This window comes from Bradyrhizobium sp. Pha-3 (genome assembly GCF_042258325.1).
Lineage (GTDB): Bacteria > Pseudomonadota > Alphaproteobacteria > Rhizobiales > Xanthobacteraceae > Bradyrhizobium > Bradyrhizobium elkanii.
On sequence record NZ_CP170151.1, the window covers coordinates 4,796,648 to 4,819,689 of the forward strand.

Annotated in this window: 24 protein-coding genes; 9 read left to right on the top strand and 15 right to left on the bottom strand. The window is 64.9% G+C overall.

Annotation, left to right across the window (positions count from 1 at the left end; translation table 11 throughout):
- Positions 1-31: 31 nt before the first annotated feature.
- From metG to ACE10X_RS22470, 3 genes are read left to right on the top strand one after another with little or no spacing between them, the layout of a single operon-like run.
- Positions 32-2,020 carry a methionine--tRNA ligase gene (gene metG, locus ACE10X_RS22460; RefSeq protein ID WP_375762873.1) on the top strand — a complete coding sequence of 663 codons (1,989 nt, stop codon included), beginning with the start codon at positions 32-34 and terminating at the stop codon, positions 2,018-2,020.
- Between the two features lie 14 nt (positions 2,021-2,034).
- The gene (locus ACE10X_RS22465) at positions 2,035-2,826 is read left to right on the top strand and encodes a TatD family hydrolase (RefSeq protein ID WP_375764597.1); all 792 of its coding nucleotides are present in this window, start codon (positions 2,035-2,037) and stop codon (positions 2,824-2,826) included.
- The gene (locus ACE10X_RS22470) at positions 2,823-3,629 is read left to right on the top strand and encodes an MBL fold metallo-hydrolase (RefSeq protein WP_375762874.1); all 807 of its coding nucleotides are present in this window, start codon (positions 2,823-2,825) and stop codon (positions 3,627-3,629) included. Before ACE10X_RS22465 ends, ACE10X_RS22470 begins: the two co-directional genes overlap by 4 nt.
- Positions 3,630-3,633: 4 nt before the next feature.
- On the opposite strand, the gene ACE10X_RS22475 is transcribed toward ACE10X_RS22470, so the two are convergent.
- From ACE10X_RS22475 to ACE10X_RS22495, 5 genes are all read right to left on the bottom strand, one after another.
- Complete coding sequence (locus ACE10X_RS22475) at positions 3,634-5,283, bottom strand: acyl-CoA synthetase (RefSeq protein WP_375762875.1); 1,650 nt, start codon at positions 5,281-5,283, stop codon at positions 3,634-3,636.
- Positions 5,284-5,308: 25 nt separating this feature from the next.
- Positions 5,309-7,195 carry a TRAP transporter large permease subunit gene (locus ACE10X_RS22480; RefSeq protein WP_375762876.1) on the bottom strand — a complete coding sequence of 629 codons (1,887 nt, stop codon included), beginning with the start codon at positions 7,193-7,195 and terminating at the stop codon, positions 5,309-5,311.
- Between the two features lie 22 nt (positions 7,196-7,217).
- The gene (locus ACE10X_RS22485) at positions 7,218-8,237 is read right to left on the bottom strand and encodes a TRAP transporter substrate-binding protein (RefSeq protein WP_018271684.1); all 1,020 of its coding nucleotides are present in this window, start codon (positions 8,235-8,237) and stop codon (positions 7,218-7,220) included.
- Between the two features lie 793 nt (positions 8,238-9,030).
- On the bottom strand, positions 9,031-9,639 hold the full coding sequence (locus tag ACE10X_RS22490; RefSeq protein ID WP_038386378.1) for a cysteine hydrolase: 609 nt from the start codon (positions 9,637-9,639) through the stop codon (positions 9,031-9,033).
- Between the two features lie 101 nt (positions 9,640-9,740).
- Positions 9,741-9,944, bottom strand: coding sequence for a CsbD family protein (locus ACE10X_RS22495; protein ID WP_016845939.1), 204 nt, complete (start codon positions 9,942-9,944; stop codon positions 9,741-9,743).
- Between the two features lie 238 nt (positions 9,945-10,182).
- Between ACE10X_RS22495 and ACE10X_RS22500 the strand changes: the two genes are divergently transcribed.
- The 5 genes from ACE10X_RS22500 to ACE10X_RS22520 all read left to right on the top strand — a co-directional run bounded on the left by ACE10X_RS22500 (position 10,183) and on the right by ACE10X_RS22520 (position 14,224).
- The gene (locus ACE10X_RS22500; RefSeq protein WP_028344048.1) at positions 10,183-10,671 is read left to right on the top strand and encodes a ferritin-like domain-containing protein; all 489 of its coding nucleotides are present in this window, start codon (positions 10,183-10,185) and stop codon (positions 10,669-10,671) included.
- Positions 10,672-10,758: 87 nt separating this feature from the next.
- The gene (locus ACE10X_RS22505) at positions 10,759-12,006 is read left to right on the top strand and encodes a DUF763 domain-containing protein (protein WP_038386379.1); all 1,248 of its coding nucleotides are present in this window, start codon (positions 10,759-10,761) and stop codon (positions 12,004-12,006) included.
- A 46-nt stretch (positions 12,007-12,052) separates the two neighbouring features.
- Positions 12,053-12,805 carry a DUF72 domain-containing protein gene (locus ACE10X_RS22510; protein ID WP_038386380.1) on the top strand — a complete coding sequence of 251 codons (753 nt, stop codon included), beginning with the start codon at positions 12,053-12,055 and terminating at the stop codon, positions 12,803-12,805.
- Between the two features lie 50 nt (positions 12,806-12,855).
- Positions 12,856-13,473 carry a flavodoxin family protein gene (locus ACE10X_RS22515; protein ID WP_038386381.1) on the top strand — a complete coding sequence of 206 codons (618 nt, stop codon included), beginning with the start codon at positions 12,856-12,858 and terminating at the stop codon, positions 13,471-13,473.
- Between the two features lie 319 nt (positions 13,474-13,792).
- Positions 13,793-14,224 (top strand): CBS domain-containing protein, encoded by a 432-nt coding sequence (locus ACE10X_RS22520; RefSeq protein WP_304555404.1) that lies wholly within the window; start codon positions 13,793-13,795, stop codon positions 14,222-14,224.
- A 176-nt stretch (positions 14,225-14,400) separates the two neighbouring features.
- On the opposite strand, the gene ACE10X_RS22525 is transcribed toward ACE10X_RS22520, so the two are convergent.
- The 10 genes from ACE10X_RS22525 to ACE10X_RS22570 all read right to left on the bottom strand — a co-directional run bounded on the left by ACE10X_RS22525 (position 14,401) and on the right by ACE10X_RS22570 (position 22,216).
- Complete coding sequence (locus tag ACE10X_RS22525; RefSeq protein WP_028344046.1) at positions 14,401-14,730, bottom strand: four-helix bundle copper-binding protein; 330 nt, start codon at positions 14,728-14,730, stop codon at positions 14,401-14,403.
- Between the two features lie 9 nt (positions 14,731-14,739).
- Positions 14,740-14,964: a hypothetical protein gene (locus ACE10X_RS22530; RefSeq protein ID WP_038386757.1), complete on the bottom strand. Its 225-nt coding sequence runs from the start codon at positions 14,962-14,964 to the stop codon at positions 14,740-14,742.
- A 53-nt stretch (positions 14,965-15,017) separates the two neighbouring features.
- Entirely contained in the window at positions 15,018-16,100 is a 1,083-nt protein-coding gene (locus ACE10X_RS22535; RefSeq protein ID WP_375762877.1) for a YihY/virulence factor BrkB family protein, read from the bottom strand.
- A gap of 2 nt (positions 16,101-16,102) precedes the next feature.
- The gene (locus ACE10X_RS22540; protein ID WP_375762878.1) at positions 16,103-16,606 is read right to left on the bottom strand and encodes a hypothetical protein; all 504 of its coding nucleotides are present in this window, start codon (positions 16,604-16,606) and stop codon (positions 16,103-16,105) included.
- A gap of 109 nt (positions 16,607-16,715) precedes the next feature.
- Positions 16,716-17,099 (bottom strand): hypothetical protein, encoded by a 384-nt coding sequence (locus ACE10X_RS22545; protein WP_375762879.1) that lies wholly within the window; start codon positions 17,097-17,099, stop codon positions 16,716-16,718.
- 64 nt (positions 17,100-17,163) lie between these two features.
- The gene (locus tag ACE10X_RS22550; protein WP_038386759.1) at positions 17,164-17,385 is read right to left on the bottom strand and encodes a hypothetical protein; all 222 of its coding nucleotides are present in this window, start codon (positions 17,383-17,385) and stop codon (positions 17,164-17,166) included.
- A gap of 33 nt (positions 17,386-17,418) precedes the next feature.
- Positions 17,419-18,267 carry a hypothetical protein gene (locus tag ACE10X_RS22555; RefSeq protein WP_375762880.1) on the bottom strand — a complete coding sequence of 283 codons (849 nt, stop codon included), beginning with the start codon at positions 18,265-18,267 and terminating at the stop codon, positions 17,419-17,421.
- Between the two features lie 250 nt (positions 18,268-18,517).
- On the bottom strand, positions 18,518-18,769 hold the full coding sequence (locus ACE10X_RS22560) for a hypothetical protein (protein ID WP_157788061.1): 252 nt from the start codon (positions 18,767-18,769) through the stop codon (positions 18,518-18,520).
- A gap of 381 nt (positions 18,770-19,150) precedes the next feature.
- Entirely contained in the window at positions 19,151-19,897 is a 747-nt protein-coding gene (locus ACE10X_RS22565; RefSeq protein WP_375762881.1) for a Crp/Fnr family transcriptional regulator, read from the bottom strand.
- The gene (locus ACE10X_RS22570) at positions 19,898-22,216 is read right to left on the bottom strand and encodes a chemotaxis protein CheB (protein WP_375762882.1); all 2,319 of its coding nucleotides are present in this window, start codon (positions 22,214-22,216) and stop codon (positions 19,898-19,900) included.
- Between the two features lie 351 nt (positions 22,217-22,567).
- Between ACE10X_RS22570 and ACE10X_RS22575 the strand changes: the two genes are divergently transcribed.
- A complete protein-coding gene (locus ACE10X_RS22575; protein ID WP_051003148.1) occupies positions 22,568-22,996 on the top strand; it encodes a response regulator in 429 nt (142 codons plus the stop codon).
- Positions 22,997-23,042 lie beyond the last annotated feature (46 nt).

Consider the following 23,042-nt stretch of genomic DNA (forward strand, 5'->3'; position numbering starts at 1 on the left):
AATCTCGTTTCGATCTGCAAAGGATTCTGTGGTGGCGACCGCTAAGAAGAAATCGTCGAAAAAAGCCAAGAAGACGAAGAAGGCATCGTCCGCTCGCGCGACCGGCAAAGCCACGGCGAAGGCGCGCGCCGCCAAGAAGGCTGGGCGCGTCGCCAAGAAAGCGAAGAAGGCCGCCAAGGCCAAAACGGGAGCCAAGGGCGCCAGGAAATCGGCGGCGAAGAAGGTCGTGAAAAAGGCCGTCAAGAAAGCTGCGAAGAAGACGGCCAAGAGCACGGCCAAGAAGGCTGCTGCGAAGGCCACCAAGGCTCCGCCGAAGAAGGCAGCCGCAGCAGCCGTCGCACCGGCGGCAACGAAGCCCGCTCTGCCGATGGCTCCCGTTACCGAGAAGGCGCCGAGACCGGCAAAGCCTCGCGCGCCGAAGCAGCCCAAACCCGCAGCGGCAGCTCCTGCGGCCGCATCCATCCCGGTGCCCGCCGCGGACCGCGGCAACATGTTCTACATCACCACCGCAATCGCTTATCCGAACGGTCAGCCGCATATCGGCCACGCCTATGAGGCGATCGCGACCGACGCATTGGCGCGCTTCCAGCGTCTCGACGGCAAGGACGTGTTCTTTCTGACCGGCACCGACGAGCACGGACAGAAGATGATCCAGACCGCGGCCGGCGAGGGAATGACGCCCTACGATCTCGCGACCCGCAATGCCGCGCGGTTCAAAGAGATGGACGAGCGGCTCAACGTCTCGTTCGACCGCTTCATCCGCACCTCGGAGCCTGCGCATCACGAGTCGGTGCAGGCGATCTGGCGCCGTATGCAGGACAATGGCGACATCTATATCGACACCTATGCCGGCTGGTATTCGGTGCGCGACGAGGCCTATTACGCCGAGGAGGAGACCGTCGTCGGCGAGGACAATGTCCGCCGCGGCCCGCAGGGCACGCCGGTCGAGTGGGTCGAGGAAAAGAGCTATTTCTTCAAGCTGTCGGCCTACCAGGACAAGCTGTTGCACCTCTATGAGAGTCAGCCCGATTTCATCGGCCCGGATTCGCGCCGCAACGAGGTGATGAGTTTCGTACGGGGCGGGCTCAAAGACCTCTCGATCTCGCGCACGACGTTCGACTGGGGCGTCAAGGTCCCGGAGGATCCCGAGCATGTGATGTATGTCTGGGTCGACGCGCTGACCAACTACATCACCGGCGTCGGCTATCCCAATGAGAGCGACAAGCATTGGCGCTACTGGCCTGCCGACGTGCACATCATCGGCAAGGACATCATCCGCTTCCACGCCGTGTACTGGCCGGCCTTCCTGATGTCGGCAGGCATTCCCGTGCAGAAGCGGGTCTATGCGCACGGCTTCCTGTTCAACAGGGGCGAGAAGATGTCGAAGTCGGTCGGCAACGTGGTCGACCCCTTCAATCTGGCCGAGCAGTACGGCGTCGACCAGATGCGCTACTTCTTCCTGCGCGAAGTGCCGTTCGGCCAGGACGGCAACTACAATCACGAGGCCATCGTCGCGCGTATCAACGCCGACCTCGCCAATGATTTCGGCAATCTGGCGCAGCGTTCATTGTCGATGATCGCCAAGCAACTCGGCGGCGTGCTGCCGGAGCCCGGCGAATTCAGCGACAACGACAAGGCGATCCTGGCGCAGGCCGACGCCATGCTGGAGGCGTCGCGGACCGCGATGGCAACGCAGCAGATACATCAATGGCTCAACACGGTCTGGGCCGTGGTCGCCGAGGCCAACCGCTATTTTGCCGGCGAGGCGCCGTGGGCGCTGGCGAAGACTGATCCCGCGCGCCAGAAGACGGTGCTGTATGTCACCGCCGAAGTCGTGCGCCAGATCGCGATCATGGCGCAGGCCGTGATGCCGGAGTCCTGCGGCAAGATGCTCGACAGCCTCGGTATCGCTGCTGACGCCCGCGGCTTTGCCGCGGTCGCCGAGCGCATCAAGCCGGGGACCGTCCTGCCGGCGCCTGTTGGCGTGTTCCCGCGCTATGTGGAACCGAAGACCGAGTGAGCGGTTCGAAATTCATGCTGGTCGACAGTCACTGCCATCTGGATTTTCCCGACTTTGCCGACGATCTCGACGGGATCGTCGAGCGCGCCGAGGCGGCCGGCATCGGCCGCATGGTCACGATCTCGACCCGGGTGAGGCGGCTCGGCGGCCTGCTTGCGATCACCGAGCGCTTCCCCGACGTCTACTGCTCGGTCGGCACCCATCCGCATCATGCCGATGAAGAGGACGGCATCCCGGCCGGCGAACTGATCGAGCTGACGAAGCATCCGAAGGTCGTGGCGCTCGGCGAGGCGGGGCTCGACTATTTCTACGAGCACGGTTCGCGCGAGGCCCAGGAGCGTGGCTTTCGCGCGCACATCGCGGCGGCTCGTGAAACCGGCCTGCCGCTGGTCATCCACACCCGGGAAGCCGACGAGGATTGCGGTCGCATCCTGGAGGATGAAGTCGCGAAGGGCCCGTTCAAGGCCGTTCTGCACTGCTACACCGGCGGGCGCGAGCTCGCGATGAAGGCGATCGCGCTCGGGCTGTCGATCTCGTTCACGGGCATCCTGACCTTCAAGAAGTCGGACGCGCTGCGCGCGCTGGCGGCCGAGCTGCCGGCCGACCGCATCATGGTCGAGACCGACGCGCCGTATCTTGCGCCCGGCAAATTCCGCGGCAAGCGCAACGAGCCGTCCTATGTCGTCGAGGTCGCCAAGGTGCTCGCGGAAACCCGCGGCGTCTCCCTGGAGGAGATCTCGCGGCAGACCACCGAAAACTTCTTCCGGCTGTTCTCCAAGGTGCCGGCGCCGAAGGTTGCTGCATGACGATGACACTGACCATTCTGGGCTGCGGCTCGTCCGCCGGCGTGCCGCGCCCGGCACTCGGCTGGGGCGCCTGCGATCCCGGCAATCCCAGGAACCGTCGCCGGCGCTGCTCGATCATGGCCGAGCGCACCATGGAGCACGGCACCACGCGGGTCGTGATCGACACCTCGCCCGATCTGCGTGAGCAGCTGATCGACAGCAATGTCGAGCACATCGACGCGGTATTCCTGACGCATGAGCATGCCGACCAGACCCACGGCATCGACGATTTGCGCTCGGTCGTGCTGCATCAGCGCCGCCGCATCCCGGTCTACTTCAACCAGTCGACCGCCAAGGACATGATGGCGCGGTTCTCCTATTGCTTCATCGCGCCGGAAGGCAGCGACTATCCGCCGATCCTGACGCGGCATTCGATCGAGGCCGGAGAAAGCCACACAGTCCAGGGGAAGGGCGGCCCGCTGAAGCTCGGGGCCTTCCTGGTGCAGCATGGCAAGATTCCGGCGCTCGGCTACCGCATTGGCGGCGCCGCCTACACGCCCGATCTGCACGACATCCCCCAGGAGAGCTGGCCGGCGCTCGAAGGTCTCGATCTCTGGATCGTCGACGGCTTGCGCTACGCGCAGCATCCCAGCCATTTCAGCGTTGCGGACGCGCTGTCGTGGATCGAGCGCTTCAAGCCGAAGCGCGCGGTCATCACCAACATGCATTCCGATCTCGACTACGAGGTGCTGCGGCAGAGCCTGCCGGCCGGCGTCATCCCGGCCCATGACGGCATGCGGCTGACGCTCGACCGAGCCGGCTGACGGCTCAGGCCGAGATCGCCTTGGCCGATCCGACCTGGTTGCGCAGCAGGAATTTCTGGATCTTGCCGGTCGAGGTCTTCGGGATCACGCCGAACACCACGGCTTTCGGCGTCTTGAACCCCGACATGTGCTCGCGGCAATAGGCGATGATCTCGGCCTCGGTCGCCTTGGCACCGTCCTTCAGCTCGATGAAGGCGCAGGGCACTTCACCCCATTTCGGGTCTGGCTTTGCCACGACGGCCGCAAACAGCACCGCCGGGTGCTTATAGAGGATGTCCTCGACCTCGACGGAGGAGACGTTCTCGCCGCCGGAGATGATGATGTCCTTGGAGCGGTCCTTGATGATGACGTAACCGTGCTCGTCCAGCACACCGAGATCGCCGGTGTGAAACCAGCCGCCGGCAAAGGCCTCCTGCGTCGCCGTCGCGTTCTTCAAGTAGCCCTTCATCACAATGTTGCCGCGGAACATGACCTCGCCGATGGTCTCGCCGTCGCGCGGCACCTCGCGCATGGTCTCGGGATCGAGCACCGTGACGCCTTCCTGCAGCGGATAGGACACGCCCTGACGCCGCTTCAGCTGCGCGCGCGCGTCAGCCGACAGTTCGTCCCAGCCGGGCTGCTCGGCGCAGACCGAGGCGGGGCCATAGACCTCGGTCAGCCCGTAGACATGGGTCAGCCTGATGCCGATGCGCTCGCCACCCTCGAGCACCGCAACCGGCGGCGCCGCGCCGGCGATCAGGCCGACGACGGGCTTTGCCTTGCCGCCCTTCGGCGCATCGGGCGCGTTGATCAGCGTGTTGTAGACGATCGGCGCACCGCACATGTGGGTGACGCCGTGCTTGGGGATCAGCTCGAAGATCTTGGCCGGATCGACCTTGCGCAGGCAGACATTGACGCCGGCGGTCGCCGCGATCGTCCAGGGGAAGCACCAGCCGTTGCAATGAAACATCGGCAGCGTCCAGAGATACACCGGATGCTGGCCAAGATTGCCGGCGAGGATGTTGCTGACGGCGTTGAGATAAGCGCCGCGGTGATGGGTCACGACGCCCTTGGGATTGCCCGTCGTGCCCGACGTGTAGCTCAGCGCGATCGCATCCCATTCGTCGGCCGGCGGCCGTTCGACGAAGCCGGCATCGCCCGCCGCGACCGCCGCCTCATACTCGATCTCGCCGATCCGCTTGCCGCCGCTGAAGGCTGCGTCATCGACGTCGATCACGAACGGCTTTGCGCCTGTCATCAGGGTCAGGGCTTCCGCGATCACGCCGGAGAATTCGGGATCGACCAGAATGATCCTGGCGCCGCCATGCTCGAGCTGGAACGCGATCGATGCCGCGTCGAGGCGGATGTTGAGCGCGTTGAGCACCGCGCCGGTCATCGGCACCGCGAAGTGCAGTTCGTTCATCGCCGGGATGTTCGGCAGCATCGCCGCGACCGTGTCGCCATGGCCGATGCCACGGCCCGCGAGATAGGACGCAAAGCGCCTGCAGCGTTCGTAGGTCTGTTTCCAGGTGAAGCTGCGGCCCTCATAGACCGCGCTGATATGGTCGGGATAGACCGCGGCCGAGCGCGCCAGGAAGCTCAGCGGCGAGAGCGGCACGTAGTTGGCCGGCGTCTTGTCCAACCCGATCGAGTACTGGTTTTGAGCTGCACTCATGGCCCTATCCCATCCGCAAGGTGCTTTACAGGAAACCGATCGATATCCAGGGGAAGATGGCGACGATGATCAGGCCGATCAACAGCGCCAGCATGTAACCCCAGATCGGCCGGATACCTTCGGCCGGATCGACGCGCCCGATGGCGCAGGCGGCATAATAGCCGACCCCGAACGGCGGCGCGAACAGGCCGATGCCCATGGCCAGGATGATGATCATGGCGTAGTGCACCTCGTGGACGCCGACCTGGTGCGCAATCGGAAACAGCAGCGGCCCGAACAGCACGATCGCCGGGATGCCCTCGAGCACGCTGCCGAGGATCACGAAGGCCAGGATCGAGACCGCGATGAAGGTCGCCGAACCGCCGGGCAACCCGGTCATCGCCGCCGCCAGCGCCCGCGAGAAACCGGACTGGGTCAGGCCCCAGGCCATGCCGGTCGCGGTGCCGATGATGAACAGGATCGCCCCCGACAGGCACGCCGTGTCGATCAGCATCGGCAGCAGCCGCCGCCAGTTGAACTTGCGGTAGATCAGGAGGCCGATGACGAAGGCGTAGACGATGCCGATGGTCGACACTTCGGTGGCGGTGGCGATGCCTTCGACCACGGCGTAGCGGATCACGAAGGGCAGGGCCAATGCGGGCAGGGCGAACACGAACGCCCTGCCGATCTCGCTGCCGGTGGCGCGCTGGGCGTGGCTGCGGTCTTCGCCGCGGTAGCGCCACCACACCAGCCCCGACAGCGTGATCGCCAGCACCACGCCCGGCAGCAGGCCGCCGGTGAACAGCGCCGAGATCGAGACGCCGGTCACCGAGCCGATCGTGATCAGCACGAGGCTCGGCGGAATGGTTTCGGTCTGCGCGCCGGTGGCGGCGAGCAGGGCGACCAGATCGCCCGGCTTGGCGCCGCGCTGCTTCATTTCCGGGAACAGCACGGGCGCGACCGCGGCCATGTCCGCGGCCTTCGATCCGGAGATGCCGGAAACCAGATACATGGCGCCCACCAGCACGTAATGCAGGCCGCCGCGGACATGGCCGAGCAGGCTCGCGAGGAACGCCACCATGGCCCGCGCCATGCCGGTCATCTCGATCAGGAGGCCGAGGAAGACGAACAGCGGCACCGACAGCAGGATCAGATGGCTCATGCCCTCGTCCATCCGGCCGACCAGCACCATCAGCGGCGTCCGCGTGGTCAACGCCAGATAGCCGAAGATCGCCATGCCGAAGGCAAAGCCGATCGGCACGCCGGCGAACACGCAGAAGCCGACCACGCCGACGAAGAAGATGATCAGGTTGAGGTTGCCGAGCGGCCGCAGCATCGGCTGCGCCAGCCAGAACGCACCGATCAGCGCAGCCACCGTCAGCGCGGCCAGCAGGAAGGTCTTGAACTCGCCGACCCGGGCCAGCCGCAGCAGCGCGAACAGCGCCATCAGACAGGTGCCGACCGGCAGCGCCGCCGCGCGCCAGGTATTGGAGATCTGCAGTGCCGGCGTGGTGATGAAGCTTTCCTCGTAGGCGTACTCATAGGCCGGCCGCACGATCAGGATCAGGAACGCCAGCGCGGCGCAGGTCGCGACGACGTCGAGATAGGCCCAGAGGCGCGGTCCCGCGCTTGCGACCAGCGCCGTCATCCGCATGTGCTCGCCGCGGCGGAACGCAACCGCCGAGCCCAGCATCGCGAGCCACAGGAACAGGATCGACGCCAGTTCGTCGGACCAGATCAGCGGCGCATGGAGCACGTAGCGCGACACCACGCCGGCGAACAGGATCACGACCTCGGCGACGACAAGGATCGCCGCCGGGATTTCGACCAGCATCCCGAGCGCCGCATCGATGGAACCGAGAACGGAGCGGCGGCGAGGGGGCTGCGACGCCGCCTCGCCGGCCACGGCCGGCGTCATCTCGACATGAGCCATGGCAAGCCTCCTGCTGGATCGATCAGGACAGTTTGCCGACGGACTTCTCGAGCAGATCCCAGGCCTTCTCGCCGTACTTGCCCTTCCACTCGGCGTAGAAGCCGGCGGCGCGCAGCTTGTCGCGGAACGGCCCGACCTCGGGCTGGTTGAAGACGAGCCCCTTGCCCGTGAGCTCCTGCTTCACGGTGGCGTTCAGCTTCTCGGTATCCTCGCGCTCCTTGACGGCGGCCGCGTTGACGTTCTTGGCGACGATGGTCTTGATATCGTCCGGCAGCGCCGCCCAGGCTCTGCGGTTCATCAGGAACCAGAAACCGTCCCACATGTGGTTGGTCATCGAGCAGTACTTCTGCACCTCGTAGAGCTTCGCCGCCGAGATCAGCGCCAGCGGGTTTTCCTGGCCCTCGACGATCTTGGTCTGCAGCGCCGAATAGACCTCGCTGAAATTGATCGAGGCGGGCGATGCATCGAACGCCTTGAACATCGAGGTCCACAGCGGCGACACCGGCACACGGATCTTGAAGCCCTTGAGATCGTCGGGACCGGTGATCGGCTTGGTCGACGACGTGGTCTGGCGGAAGCCGTTGTCCCAGATCTTTTCCATGACCTCGAGGCCTGCCTTGTTGATCTCGCCGCGCACATAGGCGCCGAGCTCGCCGTCCATGGCCTTCCAGACCGTGGGATAGTCCGGGAATGCGAAGCCGATGCCGTTGATCGAGGCCGCCGGCACCAGGGTCGCCAGGATCAGGCCGGACAGCGTGAAGAACTCGACGCCACCGGAGCGCACCTGGCTCAGCATGTCGGTATCGGAACCGAGCTGACTGTTCGGGAACACCTGCAGGTCAAAGCGGCCGTTGGTCTCGGTCTTGATCGCCGCGGCCATCTCCCGGGCGCGCGCCACGAACGGATGCGACTCCGGCAGGTTGTTGGCGAACTTGTAAGAGAACTCGGCCGACTGGGCGCGCGCGACATAGGGCGCGCCAATCCCGCCGAGGACGGCGGAAGCGGCGGAAACCTTCAGCAGCGTGCGTCGTGAAAAGCTCATTGGTTGCTCCCTCAAGAGGCTTGTTGTTGTTCTGAGATGCCATCCTATACGGACCCGATGCCGCGGGGTCACCAGCGATCTCTGCACAGCTGGGGCTTATTGCAGCGTCCGGACGCGGCGGCAATATCGGCTTTCAGACGAGATGCGCGCGCGTGGATCGCTGCGGCATCGGCACGGGCCGGACGACCGGCTTGGGTACATCAGCACACACGCCAACTTGCGGACCAGTGCGAAGATTTCCCACTAAACATCTGATCTAATTGTAGATATAAATATTCCATAATATACCTTATGCGAATTGTCGATATGAGGCTGCCAAGATGCCCACGGTCCGCTCACCTTGACCACGCGGCCGACAGTCATCCCAGGAACCATCGGCACCGGTCGCAGATTGACGGCCCCGCTCCGACCTCCAGTGATCGAGCGATGAGCCGTATGAGACACAGGCGCGTTCCGCGCTCGCAAGATTCGCGCGGGCGCTTTGGCTTGCTCGGCGTCACCATGACTACCTCAGCCGCCCACGGTGGCGTCAGCCGGTCGCAGCTCGACCAAGCCGCGATCGTGCCGCGGCCAGGCGCGCAACTGCCGGAGCGTCAGCCCGCAGAGCATCATCAGCCGCGCGGGCTGGATCGCACCTTCGCGCTCAGCAGCGAGAGAAACGGCGGCATGAACTGTCCCAGCGCAACCCCAGCAAGCAGGCATTGCCACCCCTGCTCTGGCTCGCCCTGATCGATTTCCTGGCCCGGACCTGAGTTAGTTCTGGGGTGGAGCGCGGCATCGGCGCGTCATCGCTTCAGTCGTCGAGGGCCCACATCCGCAGAATATCGGCTGTGGATGCCACCTCGATCTGGATGCTGAAGCGTTCGGCATAGAGCTGCAGCAGCGCGTCATGGCTTTGATCGGAAGAGCTGCACAGCGCATCCTCGGCCACGATCACCCGATAGCCGATATCGATCGCGGCCAGCACGGTGGCGAGCACGCACACGTCGGTCTCGCCGCCCGACACAATGACCGTATCGGTCCCATGCGCATCCAGGTGAGCTTGCAGGCGCCCATTGCCGAACGCGTTGTAGATCGGCCGGTCGACGATGGCAGCCGGCGGCACACAGGCGGCGAGCGCCGGCACGAGCTCGATCAGCTCCGGATCAAGCCGCTCACGGGTCACGCATTCCCATTTCTCGTAATAAGCCCGCCAAATCCCTCGCGCGTCGTGCTTCGAGTGCGGCGGAATAAAGCGGGTGAACACGGTACGTTCAGGCGCATGCTGCGCCAACTCGACGACGCATGGCAGCACTCGGTCCATCCAGGGCGTCGCCCAGGGCGCCCCCGGCTCGAACAGCCGCTGCATGTCGATGCAAAGGTGCGCCGCGCGCGGACCCGGCGGGCTCAGAAGCTGTCCCATCGCTTACTCCTGCGCGCGCCGACCTGATGCCGTCACACGCAGGGTCAGCTGCTCAGGCCGCGAAAGGCCCCGCCGAAGCGGGGCCCGGGACGTGGTCCCGTTCACCATTTCTGGCGGCCGTACCAGTCGTTCACTTCCTTGGCGGCTTGATCCTTGGCATAGCCGTAGCGCTGCTGCAGACGGCCCTCGAGCTGGTCCTGCTTGCCGGCGATCACATCGAGATCGTCATCGGTGAGCTTGCCCCACTGCTCCTTGACCTTGCCCTTGACCTGCTTCCAGTTGCCTTCGACACGATTCCAATCCATTGCGGTTCTCCCTTGAACGATGAGACCGACCAACGGGCCGGCCGAGGCTTCGTTCCGTAACCGCGTTGCGGCAAGACTTCGCAATCAAGACTTCGCAATCCGACCAGGGTCCATCGTAACGCCCTTGAATGCGCGACAGCCGAGAAGGCGCTTTGCCGCGCATCGATCAAGGATAGGAACTTGCTTTCCGCACTCGTGTTGGCACTCCGAACTATTCACCCAACTCACGGAGCGACCAATGCCGGACAAAGATCTCAGCGCCCTCTTCCTCGATACCCTCAAGGATATTTATTACGCGGAAAAGCAGATCCTGAAGGCGCTGCCGCGGATGGCCAAGGCCGCCGAGTCCGACGACCTGCGCGCGGCCTTCGAGAAGCATCATGACGAGACCGAAGGACAAATCGAGCGGCTCGAGCAGATCTTCGACCTGATGGGCAAGCCGGCGCGCGGCAAGAAGTGCGACGCCATCGAGGGGATCATCGACGAGGGCAAGGAGATCATGGAGGAGTATGCCGACACGCCGGCGCTCGACGCGGGCCTGCTTTCGGCGGCCCAGGCGGTCGAACATTACGAAATCGCCCGCTACGGCACCTTGAAGGCTTGGGCCAACCGGCTCAGCATGAAGGATGCCGTCAAGCTCATCGACCAGACCCTGGCCGAGGAAAAGAAGACGGATGAAGCGCTCACCAAGCTCGCCGTCAGCGGCATCAACGCCGAAGCCGCCTGACGAGACGCGCGATGAAGCGACGTCCGCTTTGTACACACGCTCGCATTTGCTGGTAGATTGGACGCCGATTCAGCATCTGGGAGCCCGATGGCCCGACGCACCGGCAGCGCCGATCTCCCGCTCCATGGCGGCCGCGTGCCGCCATGGCTGGCGGCGCGCATGGCGACGCTGGGCGGCATCATCACCCAGGCCGTCGTCCACCATCACGGCCGCGATGCCTTTTTGCAGCGACTGTCGCATCCATTTTGGTTCCAGTCGTTCGGCGCCGTGATGGGCATGGACTGGCACTCGTCCGGCATCACCACCAGCGTCATCGGCGCGCTGAAGCGAGGTCTGGCCCCGCTGCAAGGCGAGCTCGGAATCCACGTCTGCGGCGGCCGGGGCAAGCATTCGCGCCGCACGCCCGATGAACTGTCCGCCCTCGGGGACCGCGTCGGATTCGACGGCGTCGCCCTGACCCGCGCGAGCCGGCTGGTGGCCAAGGTCGACAGCGCCGCGGTGCAGGACGGATTCGAGCTCTACCTGCATGGCTTCTTCGTCACCGACGACGGCAAATGGACCGTCGTCCAGCAAGGCATGAACGGCGACAAGCGGCAGGCCCGCCGCTATCACTGGCACTCCGAGGGCCTGCGCAGCTTCGTCGACGAGCCGCACAGCGCGATCGACGGCCCGACGCAGGGCGAGATCGTCAATCTCACCGATCACCGCGCCGAAAGCTCACGCCAGGCGCAGCTCGATCTGCTCGCAGCGCTTGGGCCGGACGGCATCACGCGAGAATATGCCGAGCTGACGCAGAGCGCGACCGCGCAGCCGGATCTCCTGCACCTGATCATGCCCGCGCATCACGACGTGCGCTCGAGCGACGTGTTCGTGCGCCGCCTGCACGGCACCTTGGCCGCGGCTGCCGATCGCGGGCCGCTGGATTTTCCCGAACTGCTGCTGACGCCCGGCGTCGGCGCCCGTACGGTGCAGTCGCTCGCGATGGTCGCCGAGGTCGTTCACGGGACGCCCTACCGCTTCCGCGATCCGGCACGCTTCTCGCTCGCCCATGGCGGCAAGGACCGTCACCCCTTCCCGGTGCCGATCAAGGTCTATGACGAGACCATCCGCGTGCTGAAGTCGGCCGTGCAGCAGGCAAAGCTCGGCCGCGACGAGGAGATGCAGGCCTTGAAGCGGCTCGACGATCAGGCCCGCAGGCTGGAACGAACCGCCACCGGTCCCTCCTTCGAGGCGTTTGTCGCGAACGAGCGGGCCCGTTCTCCTGCGCTCGACGGCCGCTCGGTGTTCGGCTGGGAAGCCGACCTTGCCGAGCGCAACGGGATCACCAAGCCTTGAAGCGAGGGCTTGATCCAACAGCTTGATCCACCGCTTGGACCATCGCATGGCGCGCGTATTGATTGGTACCTCCGGCTGGCACTATCCGTCCTGGCGCGGTCCGTTCTTCCCCAGGGGATTGCCGCTCAAGCGGCAGCTCGATTACTACGCGACGCAGTTTCCAACCACTGAGCTGAACGGCGTCTTCTATCGCACGCCGACCGAACAGGCGGTCACAGGCTGGCGGGATGCGACCGATTCGGATTTCGTCTTCGCGTGGAAGGCGTCGAAATTCATCACGCACTGGAAGCGCCTCTCCGCGAACTCGGTCAACAGTCTCCAGTTGCTGGAAGAGCGTCTGTCGTTGCTGCGCGACAAGGCCGGCCCGGTCCTGTTTCAGCTGCCACCGAACTTCACGATCGATGCCGATCGGCTAGGCGCGTTCCTCAAGCTGTTGAAACGACGGCGGCGCTATGCCTTCGAATTCCGCCACCCCAGCTGGTACGCGCCGCATATCCTGAAACTGCTGGCGGATCGCAATGTCGCACTCTGCATTTCCGATCACCACGACGCACCGGCGCCGTGGAAACGGACCGCGGATTTCGTCTACGTCCGCGGCCACGGCCCGGGCGGCCGCTATCGCGGGCACTACAAGCCAGCCGAGCTCTCCGATTGGGCGAAGCGCATCCGCAGTTGGAAGCGGCAGGGATGCGACGTCTATGTCTATTTCGACAACGACCAGAAGAGCGCAGCGCCGGCGGATGCCAAACGGCTTTGCGCGCTGCTCGGCTCCGCCGTTCTGCGGCAGCCCTCGCAATAGGAACGAACAGTTCCAGCCTGCATTGGCTCCTGAAGAAAGGAGCCGATGCGATGCCATCCGATGCGCTGAAAGCCATTGCGCTGAACTGTACGCTGAAGCGGAGCAAGGATCCCTCCTCGACCGACAAGCTGCTCGGAGAATTGCTCGATGCCCTCGGTCAGCACGGGGTCTCCGGTGAAGTGGTTCGCATTGTCGATCTCAGCATCAAGCCCGGCGTGACCTCGGATGAAGGCGCCGGCGATGAATGGCCGGAGCTGCGCCGCAAGATCCTCGCATCCGACATTCTGATTGTGGGCACCCCGATCTGGCTGGGACAGCCATCCAGCGTCGCAAAGCGGTTGCTGGAGCGAATGGATGCGTTCCTGGAGGAGACCGACGACAAGAACCGCATGCCGTCCTTTGGCAAGGTCGCGATCGTGGCCGTCGTTGGCAATGAGGATGGCGCCCATCACTGCCATGCCGAACTGTTTCAGGCGCTGAACGATGTCGGCTTCACCATTCCGGCCGGCGGCGGCACCTATTGGGTCGGCGAGGCGATGGGATCGACCGACTACAAGGACCTCGAAAAGCCCTACGACAAGACAGTGCAGACCACCGCCATGCTTGCGGCGAACGCGGCACACCTTGCACGCCTGCTGAAGTCGGCGACCTATCCGGGCGTAGCCTAGGCACGGAGCGGATATGCCGCTTCATCCGACCTGGACCGACATCGCCATCCGCCTTGCCTTGACCATTCTCGCCGGTGCCATCATCGGCTTGACCGCGGTGCGCGCGGCCATGCCGCGATCTTTTGCGTGTCCTCGAGAAGCACTTCGTCGTCAGGTCCTTCGAGGTGACCACCGAGAGCGGCAAGTAGCACCGCGGCCGGCCGGCGCCGACTTCGTTCCCGCGACCGCCTGCGTCCTGGCCGCGGCGACAAAGTTAGGAACGCCGTTCCGGGCGGCATCGTTAGGCCGTTGACGCAACCAGCCAAATGGAGAGGCTAGCATGAAGGTTTGCGACGCGATGACACCTGACGTCCAGCTGTGCACCCCCGACGATACGCTCCGCGATGCCGCAGAAGCGATGGCTGCACTCGGTGTCGGCCTGCTGCCGGTTGCCGATAGCGAGCGCCTGGTCGGCATGATCACGGACCGCGACATCGCGCTTCGCGGCATCGGAATGGGTCGCAGCCCCGACTCGCGGGTCGGCGACGTCATGACGGCCGAGGTGAAGTATTGTTTCGAGGATCAGGAGCTCGAGGACATCGCGCAGAACATGGGTGCGATCCAGGTTCGACGCCTGCCGGTGCTGAGCCGGGACAAGCGCCTGGTCGGAATCATCGCCCTCGGGGATATCGCCCTGATCCAGGCCAGCGATGGCACCGGCATGGCGCTCAGCCAGATCTCGCGCCCGACCACCCAGCACGCGCAACGTTAGACTTACACGGCTCCGCTTCGCCCGCTGGCTCGCGAAGCGGAGCGTCAGGTGCGCCAATGGCCGACTATGTACCGTGGATCGTGATTGCCGCAGGGCTCATCGCCCTGATCGTCACGGCGCTGCTCTGGCGCGCCCACTACGTCAGCTCCGATTGACCGAACGGCGAGCCCGCGCCGTCAGGCCGCCATCTTGCGGCAGGATTCCGCGCACGCACGGCACATCGCCACGCATTCGTCCATGCCGCCGACACGATCGCAATCCTCGGCGCATTCACCGCAGATCTCGGCGCATTCCCGGCAGGTGTGCTTGTGATGCGGGGTGTTGATCAGCATGAAATGGGCCGCCGTCCGGCACATTTCCGCACAGGCCATCATCAATCGGAAATGTGCCGGCTCGACGTGCTTGCCGCCGGTGACGAGACAATGGTTCATGGCCGTGGCGAGACAGGTCCTATAGCAGGACAGACAGGTCTCAACGCATCGGTTCATTTCCTCCGAGAATGCCATGTCGATACCTCACGCCTGCGCCAGCAGTCGGCGCAGGTAGCAGAGCCCGTCAAAGGTCAGCTTCGACTCGCGGACCTCGCCCTGTGCGATCTCGGCTTCGAGGAAGGTCTCGAGCTCGGGAAGCGCGCGGTCGAACCTGTCCGCGATGCCCATCAGCTCGCAGGTCTCCTTGATCCGCTCGATCGGTTTTTCCAGCACGTTGATCTGAACCATTTTGGCATAAGCCCGGGCCATGCCATTGGTTCATATGCTCATTGCTGGATGCGTTGCTGCGGGGTCGGCGCCGGCTACGACGCCTTGCCGACCGTGTCGGCCATGGTTGCGCCACGTGCTCCGAGCGGCTTGCGGCGGCCCTCGGTCGAATCGAGCATCGTCTGATGCTCGATCTCTGAATTCAGCTCTGCCCCGCACAGCACGATGATGGCGGACATCCACATCCACGTCATCAGGCCAATGGCCGCCCCCAGCGAGCCATAGGTCGCGTTGTAATCGCCGAAGTTCGCCAGATACCAGGAGAGCAGCACCGAACCGGCCAGCCACAGCACGGCTGCCGCAACGGCGCCGACGCTGAGCCATTGCCAGCGCGGCCTGGTTCGGCTCGGGCCATAGCGGTAAAGCACCGCAAGCGCGGTGAGGAGCAGGAGCACCAGGATCGGCCAGCGTCCGAGCCGGATGACGAGCTCGGCCGTCGTGCCCAGTCCAACCTGCTGCAGCAGCAGCGGGACGACGACCACCGCTCCGACCATCAGCATGATGGAAATCAGCCCGGCGATCGTGAACGCGAGGGACATCAGGTTGAGTTTGACGAAGCCGCGCTTTTCCTTCTCGTCATAGACGACGTTGAGCGCATCGAAGATCGCCTTCATGCCGGCATTGGCGCTCCAGATCGCGATCAGCAGGCCGGCGGCAAAGGTCAGGCCGAGCGTCGAGGTCCCCTTCGCGAGCACGCGGGCGATCTGGTCCTGGACGATCGCAAACGAGCCTTCCGGCAGCATCAGGGCCAGGCTCTGCAGGTTCGATGAGATCGTGGACGGATCGGCGAACAGGCCGTAGCTCGAGACCAACGCGGTGATGGCCGGGAAGATCGCCAGCAAGCCGTAGAACACGACGCCGGCCGCGGTGGCCAGCAGGCGGTCCTCGTCGATCTGCTGATAGGTGCGCAGCAGAATGTCCTTCCAGCCGGCAGCCGGAATCTCAAGCGGCGTGTCGGCAAGCCGTCCACGATCCCGGGTTTCGGCCAGCGCGGGTTCGACGTTCTGCTCCCGCGCGGACGGCCGCTCCGATCGGGACAGCTGGCGAGAGATCGCCAAGGTCGCCAGAGCCGTTGCACCGGCGAGCATCAGATCGTTGGTCCAATTGCGTGGCGCCATCGCTAGTCCTGGATCGCGTCGCGCTGACGCCGGGCGCGCGATGCGGCAAACCAGCCGACAAGCATGATCGCAGCCCCGGCGGCCAGTGCCCGGGTGGTGGGATCTACGCTCCTCCCTGCTCCCGTCCGATTGGAGGCGATCAGCCGCGCCGCGACTGGCACCGCGATCGCGCGCTTGAGCATGTCGGCCTGTCGGCCCGCGCGCGGCACGCCCGGCGCAGGACGCGCGAGCAGCACGCGGCCCACGACCAACCCCAGGATCCCGAGAAGGAGAAAGACGCCTCCGATCGCGGCATATGCGATCCAGATGCCGTAATGCGCTTCAAGGGCGTGGAAAGCCGCTGCGACCCCGATCCCGATCGCGACCAGGAGCGAGACCGCGCCGACCAGCATGACGCCGCATGCCAGCGCGTAGCCGGTCACGAGACGCCCCAGCCATTGCCGCAAGTCCGCAAGGTAGGAGCGGAAGATCAGGCTCAGCGAAGGCGGCCGGGTGTTGACGGGCATGACAAGGTCCGTAGCAAGTTGGCACCCGACAACCCGGCAGGAAGATCGACGTTCCTCGCCCCGGGAGCGCGCGACGGTTCGTGCGACGCGGGGCAGCGCGGACCGAGCGCTAGCTGACCGGAGGGAGATTTGCGCGTGGTGGCATGGAGCTCGGGAACGGCTTGGCGACCATGAGCGCCGCGCGCTCGTCGGTTTCGAGCGCGATTTTCTGGGCAAGCATCACGTCGCCCGCCACCAGCGAGCCGACGGGCCGGAAGCACCAGCCCAGCACGATGCGGTCGCCGCCGTCCATCTCGTAGACGTTGGTCGAGGTGCCGTAGCAAATTCGGTATCGCTTGCCGGAGTCCGAGCCGATGACGTCGAAGCGATTATATTTTTCGAATTGCGCCCGCTGCTCGGGTGACAGCCACGCGGATAGCAGCGCAAGTCCGCGCGCCTCAATTCGCTCATAGGCCTTCCAGCGATCCCAGATCGCGGCCATGGTCGCACGCAACGTAGTGGCGGCTCCTCGGAGCGCGGACCGCAGGGGCATCTCGCGCAGGCGGGTGAGCATGGCGTCAGCCGCCGACCAGCCTCGGATAGAACAGAGTTTCCTCGGCGGTCGGATCAAGCGCGCGGACCAACCTCGCCTCTCCGGTCGCCTGCCGAATTGCGGCAGTGTAGCCGTCCGATGTGAGCTGGGCGAAGCGGGCATTCGCCCAGGCCAGTTGCTCGCTGTTATCGGGATCGAATTGCTGCCTCGTATCGCCGGAGTGGTCCATCACCAAGATCGTTGCCATCATCGTCTCCCTTGAAGGACATTCACAACTGCATCAGACAATCGGCACGGCCGTCGTCGGCCTGCCGCCCATCCACTCCGGCAACGCGGCGCCGTCGCGGTGACGGCCGCCCGCGCCGGCCGCGGCCCACGCGGCGACCGCACCGAACAGCAGTGCCGCCGCAACCGAGAACGCCAGAATCACCGCGCTGCGCCGCGACCGCTGGATCGCGGTCCTGGCATCGCCCATCACGCTGTCGACGCGCTTCTCCGCCTCTGCCGCGGCCAGACCGGTCGCGGCCGCAACCTGCTGGATCAGATAGCTGCGATCGTCGGCGCTGACGCCCCCGCGGCCGGAGCTCGTCAGCAGGATGCGGCCCGCCTCCGCCCGCTCATAGCCGATATCGATATTGGCCGGACGCCGCAGCGACCGGTACAGGCGGTCGAGCTCGGCGCTCAGCAACGGCTCCGCGGCCGTCGCAGATGGCCGGTTCTGGACCACCGGGCGCGCGGTTGACAGGCCGACCAGCGCGACGATTGTAGCACCGAGGATGACGGCGAGCGCCCAGGCGGTCAGTCCGTGAAGCCCGTCGCGGCTGTCGATCTCGTCGGATCGCGTCGCGCCGATCACGCGCTGCGCCCGGCCGGCGATGTAGCCGCCGACACCGAAGCTCACCACCGCCTGCAGGATCAAATACATCCCCGACAGCAACGCGAGCGCAGCCGATGCGTCGCGCCATGACGGCGAGCTTGAACTCACGCCCAACCCGACCGCCGCGCCGAAGCCGATCAGGATCACCGACAATGCCGCGGCAGCCAGCGCGCCGGCGATGACCGGGCTCCATTGCAGCCGAAGCCCGGTCCTGTTGACGGCGGACGCGGCAAGCCCTCGCTCGTTGTCCATGATGTGCCTACCGCAGCCCGAAGAACGACAATATCGCCAAAATGACCACGATCAGTCCGACCAGATAAATCAACTGGTTCATGCAAACCTCCTCCTCCACCTCGTCCCGTCCTGACAATCTGGTGGAGCAGCCAAGGTTCCTACGCTGACAAACCGGCGCGATGCGGTAACGCCAATGAAAAGGGCCCCGCCGAAGCGAGGCCCTCATCGGTCGTCGCGAGCTGGTTATCGCGACGTGCGACCAGCACCGTTAATCGTCCCAGTCATGACCACGGATCACGAAGCCGCGGTCGCGGTAGTAGTCGCGATGATGGTTGTACCAGCCGTGGTGCCAGCCCCGGTCATGCCGGTATACGTCGACGCGCGGGCCACCATAATATCGATTGCCGTAGTAGCCGTGGTCGCTGCCGACATAGATGCCCACACCCTGCGCGCTCGCAACGGTCGGTGCCGCTATCGAGAGTGTCGCAACTGCGGCAAGAGCGTAAGTAAGCTTCGTCATGGCATCCTCCTTTCCAGTACGACGTGACAACGACTGGCGTCCGCGCATGTTGCAGGAACAGGATCGGAACTTTCCTGAACGTTCCTTCACCATCATGGCGGCTGCACGTGACCGGCGGACGAGATCGAGGAGCCATCGACGCGCACTGCTCGATCGCTGCGGCTCCACTCACACCTGTTCGACACAAGTGACCCCAGCTCAGGGGTGAGAGCTGGGGCCGTAGCGGCGTTCTCCTGGTTGAGCTGACGACCGGTCGGCGCGTCAGTTCGCGAGAACCTGCGCTTCGCAACGGGTTCCGGCACTAACGTCTGCAAATGTGCGACGCACAATCGCGACAAACGCAGCGCCCGCTCCAGGCCGACGTCGGCGCCTTGCAGCGTCTCAGCCGCGCAGCTTGGTATGCAGATAGTCGGCCGAAAACAGCGCCGTGTCCTTGAGCAGTTTCAGGTCGTTGATCGTCAGTATGCGGTCGCGCAGCACGATCAGGCCGGCGCCGCGCAGCTCCTGCAGCGTCCTGTTGACATGGACCACGGACAGCCCGGTGGCATCGGCAAGATCCATCTGCGTGATCGGAAACAGGCAGGAATCGCCGTCGATCATTCCGACCGGCAGCAGGCGCTCATAGAGTTCGCACAACAGATGCGCGACCCGCTCCAGCGCCACGCGCCGCCCGATATTGACCGTCCACTCCCGCTGGATCGCGCTGTTCACCATGGTTTCGCACCACAGCGCTTCCTCCAGCGAACGGTCGCTCGCCAGCAGCTGCTCGAACGCCGGACGCTTGATGTCGGCGTAGGCGACCGGGGTCAGAGCGCCGATCGAATGATCCATCACCGACAGCAGATAAACGCAGGCGTCGCAGCTGTCGCCCGGCAGGACAAAATTGACGATCTGGCGACGCCCGTCGGCCAGCGTCTTGTAGCGGCAGAGCCAGCCCGACAGGATGATCCTGACGCTGTCGACCGGATCGCCTTCGGTCGCGAGGTCCTCGCCCGGGCGGGCGCGATGCAGCCCATCCTGGATCGCCTGTTGCAGCAATGCGATCCCCCGTTCGGACAATGGCCGCAGGGCGTTGAGCCGCCGGATCACTGGCTGCGCCAGATTTCCCTCGAGCATCGGGGGATGCATCTAGCTCCCCATGCTCGGCGTATGGATCGCTTGCGGGGTCATCGGTATGGCGATCGTGCAGTGAAGTCCCGACGGATTGAACTCGAGCGTGCTCCTGCCCTTGAATTCAAATTCCAGCGTCCGTTCCAGGAGATCGGATCCAAATCCCCTGCGGCGCGGCGGCGTCACCTCAGGCCCGCTGCGCTCGCGCCAGTTGAACACCAGTTGCCGTGGCTCGGCCGCATCGTCGATGCGCCATGAAACGTCGATGCGCCCGGCGCGTTGGCTCAGCGCGCCATATTTCAAGGCGTTGGTTGCGAGCTCGTGGATTGCCAGCGCGAATGTCTCCGCGGCCTTGGGTTGCAGGCGAATCCCGGGACCGGACACCTTCAGTTGCTCGCCTTCCCGCGCGTTGTAAGCCAGGAATTCCTCGACCACGAGGTATTCGAGATCGACGCCGCCTTCGGGATCGCGGGTCACCAGCGACTGGGTCCGCGCGAAGGCATTGAGCCGGCCGTCGAGATGCGACGCATAATCCTCGACGTTCGCGCTGGTCTCGGCCGAGCGGCGCGCGATCGAGCGGACCACGCCGAGCGTGTTGCGGACGCGATGCTGCAATTCTGCGAGCAGCAGGCGCTGCCGCTCCTCGGCCCGCGTGATTGCAGTGACATCGATGAAGCTGATCACGACACCGGCGACGAAATCGTCGATGCTGCGGTACGGCAGGATGCGCACGATGTAGCGCCTGCCGCTGTCGGGCGCGGTCAGCTCGCGCTCGGCGCTGGCCAGCGTCCGCTGCACGCGGCGGACATCATCATAGAGCTCCTCGATCGGGATGCGCGCCTTGATATGCGCGATCGGGCGGCCGACATCGGTCTCGACCAGATGCAGCAACTGCGTGATCGCCGGCGTGAAGCTCATCACCTTGAGATCGTTGTCGAGGAACACGGTTGCGATCCGGGTGCTCTCGAGGAAATTCTTCAGGTCGCTGGTGACCCGGGTGAGTTCCTGCACGCGGTGCGCCAGCTCGCCATTGACGGTGGTCAGCTCCCCATTGACCGACTGCAATTCCTCGCGCGAGGTCTCCAGCTCCTCGTTGAGCGACTGGTATTCCTCGTTGGAGGACTTCAGCTTCTCATTGGTGTTTTCGAGTTCCTCGATGGTGACCTGTAGCCGCTCGCGGGTGGCGAGCAGCTCGCTTTCCAGCCGCTCGACATGCTCGGTCCCGACCAGAATGCTGGGATTGCTCTCGGCCTGCTCCACGGGACGGATCGGGCCATCCTTGAACAGCACGACGAAATTGCGATGGCCGACAGGGCCGTTCTGGATCGGCTCGACGGTGATGTCGACCAGCACGCGATGCCCGTTGACGCCGAGCCGCACCTGCTCGGCATGCGCCGGTTCATTGGTTTCAGCGGCACGGCTGAGCACGGTGCGCAATTCAAGCCTGAGGTCGCGATGCACGAGTTGCAGCAAATCGAGCGTTGCCGTCCCTGCGGTCGGCTCGACGTAGCGGCCGGTGCGGCCGGAGAAATGCAGGATGCGATAGTGGCCGTCGGTAATGACATAGGCGGGCGCGTAGCGCTCGGCAATGCGCTGGGCGCGGCGCTCCAGGCCGACATCCGGGCCAACGGAATGTACCGGCGAGATGTCGATCGCGACCCGTCCGGCCGCCGTCGTGATGGGGAATTCCGGCGGCAGCCGCGTCCCGGTGTCGAGCCGGCGGAGGTGGCGGGAATAGACATCGATACGCTCCGGAATGTCCTCCGGCGGAAGCACAAAATCGGCGATCGCCGCGGCGGAACTGCCTTCGTCGTGGGGGTCTGACTGGCCGTCGCCAATGCCTTCGGCGATCGCCAGGCCGCCATGATCCTTCAAGGTCCCGACCCCGAGTGTGCCATCGCCGCCCGTGCCGGCCAGCACGACGCCGATCGACCGCTCGCCGCGCTCCTCCGCCAGCGAGACCAGGAAGCTGTCGATCGTCGCCCGGTCACCACGCGCCTGCTCGGCGCGCCGGACGGCGAGACGGCCGCTCTGGATCGTGGTGATCATGTCAGAGGGGCAAAGATGGATCACGCCGCCCTCGACGACCTGACCGTCCGTAATCTCGGACACCCGCGCGCCTTCCGATCGCTGCAACGCGGCGTGCAGCCGGGCATCCTCGATGACATCGTGGTCCTGCAGTACGAGCACGACGGCTTGATCCGGATTGAGCCGCAGCCGGGAAAAGAACCGCTCGATGCTATCGAGAGCGTCGGCGGATGCGCCCACGCCTACGATCAGCGGCGCCTTGCTCTCGCGCTCTCCATCTCCGCCCTGGGGCTGGCCGACGTCATCCATGGTCGCAGCGGCTCTCAATTCTCCGACGGGCATTCTCGCCCGTGCCCGTTGATACCAGAGTTTGATCCTATCCCGATGGGATAAGTAGGAAATCTCCTACCTGCAGGGAAGCGCGATGTGGTCGCCGCTGGTCCTCCAGAGCGCGACGGATCATGTTTGCTTGGCGGCGGCCGACCCGACGATAGACCTTTCCAGTGAGTTCGCGCCGCTACCCCGGCCGAACCGCCGATGGCGATGATGTCTCGATTGGACATGGAACCTGCCCTTTCCAACATTGTTTGCAACAAGGCGAGCATTCGTCCTGCGTTCCAATTTTGCGATGACGACATGCCGGGCGCGGCCGGAGTTGATATGTCTGATTTTTCTGCACGTTTGCCCGAGGGCCCATTGCTGACAGGACGCCGTGTCCTGATCGTCGAAGACGAGTATTTCCTTGCCGACGACATGCGCAGCGCGCTGCGCGCGCTCGGTGCCGATATCGCCGGGCCGGCCGGTAACATCGACGATGCGCTTCGCATCCTGCACGACGGCGGCGTGATCGATGGTGCGGTGCTCGATGTGAACATCCGCAAGCAGATGATCTATCCGGTCGCGCGCGAACTCCAGGCGCGCGGCGTGCCCATCGTGTTCACCTCGGGATACGACAAGATCGTGCTCGGCACCGAGTTCGGGGACGTCCCGTTGTGGGAGAAGCCGTTCGATCAGCGCGCCATGGCGCACGGGCTCGCCGGCATGATCCTGCGCGGCGATCCCATGAAGCAGATTGATCCGCAGGTCTGACCGCCTGTCTCATGGCGCTGCTGGACACGAATAATCCACCCGAGCA

Excerpts from the sequence above, each read along its gene's own strand:
- ACE10X_RS22465 (WP_375764597.1), top strand. The coding sequence starts at position 2,035 with ATGCTGGTCGACAGTCACTGCCATCTGGATTTTCCCGACTTTGCCGAC.
- ACE10X_RS22470 (WP_375762874.1), top strand. The coding sequence starts at position 2,823 with ATGACGATGACACTGACCATTCTGGGCTGCGGCTCGTCCGCCGGCGTG.
- ACE10X_RS22475 (WP_375762875.1), bottom strand. The coding sequence starts at position 5,283 with ATGAGTGCAGCTCAAAACCAGTACTCGATCGGGTTGGACAAGACGCCG.
- ACE10X_RS22480 (WP_375762876.1), bottom strand. The coding sequence starts at position 7,195 with ATGGCTCATGTCGAGATGACGCCGGCCGTGGCCGGCGAGGCGGCGTCG.
- ACE10X_RS22485 (WP_018271684.1), bottom strand. The coding sequence starts at position 8,237 with ATGAGCTTTTCACGACGCACGCTGCTGAAGGTTTCCGCCGCTTCCGCC.
- ACE10X_RS22490 (WP_038386378.1), bottom strand. The coding sequence starts at position 9,639 with ATGGGACAGCTTCTGAGCCCGCCGGGTCCGCGCGCGGCGCACCTTTGC.
- ACE10X_RS22495 (WP_016845939.1), bottom strand. The coding sequence starts at position 9,944 with ATGGATTGGAATCGTGTCGAAGGCAACTGGAAGCAGGTCAAGGGCAAG.
- ACE10X_RS22500 (WP_028344048.1), top strand. The coding sequence starts at position 10,183 with ATGCCGGACAAAGATCTCAGCGCCCTCTTCCTCGATACCCTCAAGGAT.
- ACE10X_RS22505 (WP_038386379.1), top strand. The coding sequence starts at position 10,759 with ATGGCCCGACGCACCGGCAGCGCCGATCTCCCGCTCCATGGCGGCCGC.
- ACE10X_RS22510 (WP_038386380.1), top strand. The coding sequence starts at position 12,053 with ATGGCGCGCGTATTGATTGGTACCTCCGGCTGGCACTATCCGTCCTGG.
- ACE10X_RS22515 (WP_038386381.1), top strand. The coding sequence starts at position 12,856 with ATGCCATCCGATGCGCTGAAAGCCATTGCGCTGAACTGTACGCTGAAG.
- ACE10X_RS22520 (WP_304555404.1), top strand. The coding sequence starts at position 13,793 with ATGAAGGTTTGCGACGCGATGACACCTGACGTCCAGCTGTGCACCCCC.
- ACE10X_RS22525 (WP_028344046.1), bottom strand. The coding sequence starts at position 14,730 with ATGGCATTCTCGGAGGAAATGAACCGATGCGTTGAGACCTGTCTGTCC.
- ACE10X_RS22530 (WP_038386757.1), bottom strand. The coding sequence starts at position 14,964 with ATGGCCCGGGCTTATGCCAAAATGGTTCAGATCAACGTGCTGGAAAAA.
- ACE10X_RS22535 (WP_375762877.1), bottom strand. The coding sequence starts at position 16,100 with ATGGCGCCACGCAATTGGACCAACGATCTGATGCTCGCCGGTGCAACG.
- ACE10X_RS22540 (WP_375762878.1), bottom strand. The coding sequence starts at position 16,606 with ATGCCCGTCAACACCCGGCCGCCTTCGCTGAGCCTGATCTTCCGCTCC.
- ACE10X_RS22550 (WP_038386759.1), bottom strand. The coding sequence starts at position 17,385 with ATGGCAACGATCTTGGTGATGGACCACTCCGGCGATACGAGGCAGCAA.
- ACE10X_RS22555 (WP_375762880.1), bottom strand. The coding sequence starts at position 18,267 with ATGGACAACGAGCGAGGGCTTGCCGCGTCCGCCGTCAACAGGACCGGG.
- ACE10X_RS22560 (WP_157788061.1), bottom strand. The coding sequence starts at position 18,769 with ATGACGAAGCTTACTTACGCTCTTGCCGCAGTTGCGACACTCTCGATA.
- ACE10X_RS22565 (WP_375762881.1), bottom strand. The coding sequence starts at position 19,897 with ATGCATCCCCCGATGCTCGAGGGAAATCTGGCGCAGCCAGTGATCCGG.
- ACE10X_RS22570 (WP_375762882.1), bottom strand. The coding sequence starts at position 22,216 with ATGGATGACGTCGGCCAGCCCCAGGGCGGAGATGGAGAGCGCGAGAGC.
- ACE10X_RS22575 (WP_051003148.1), top strand. The coding sequence starts at position 22,568 with ATGTCTGATTTTTCTGCACGTTTGCCCGAGGGCCCATTGCTGACAGGA.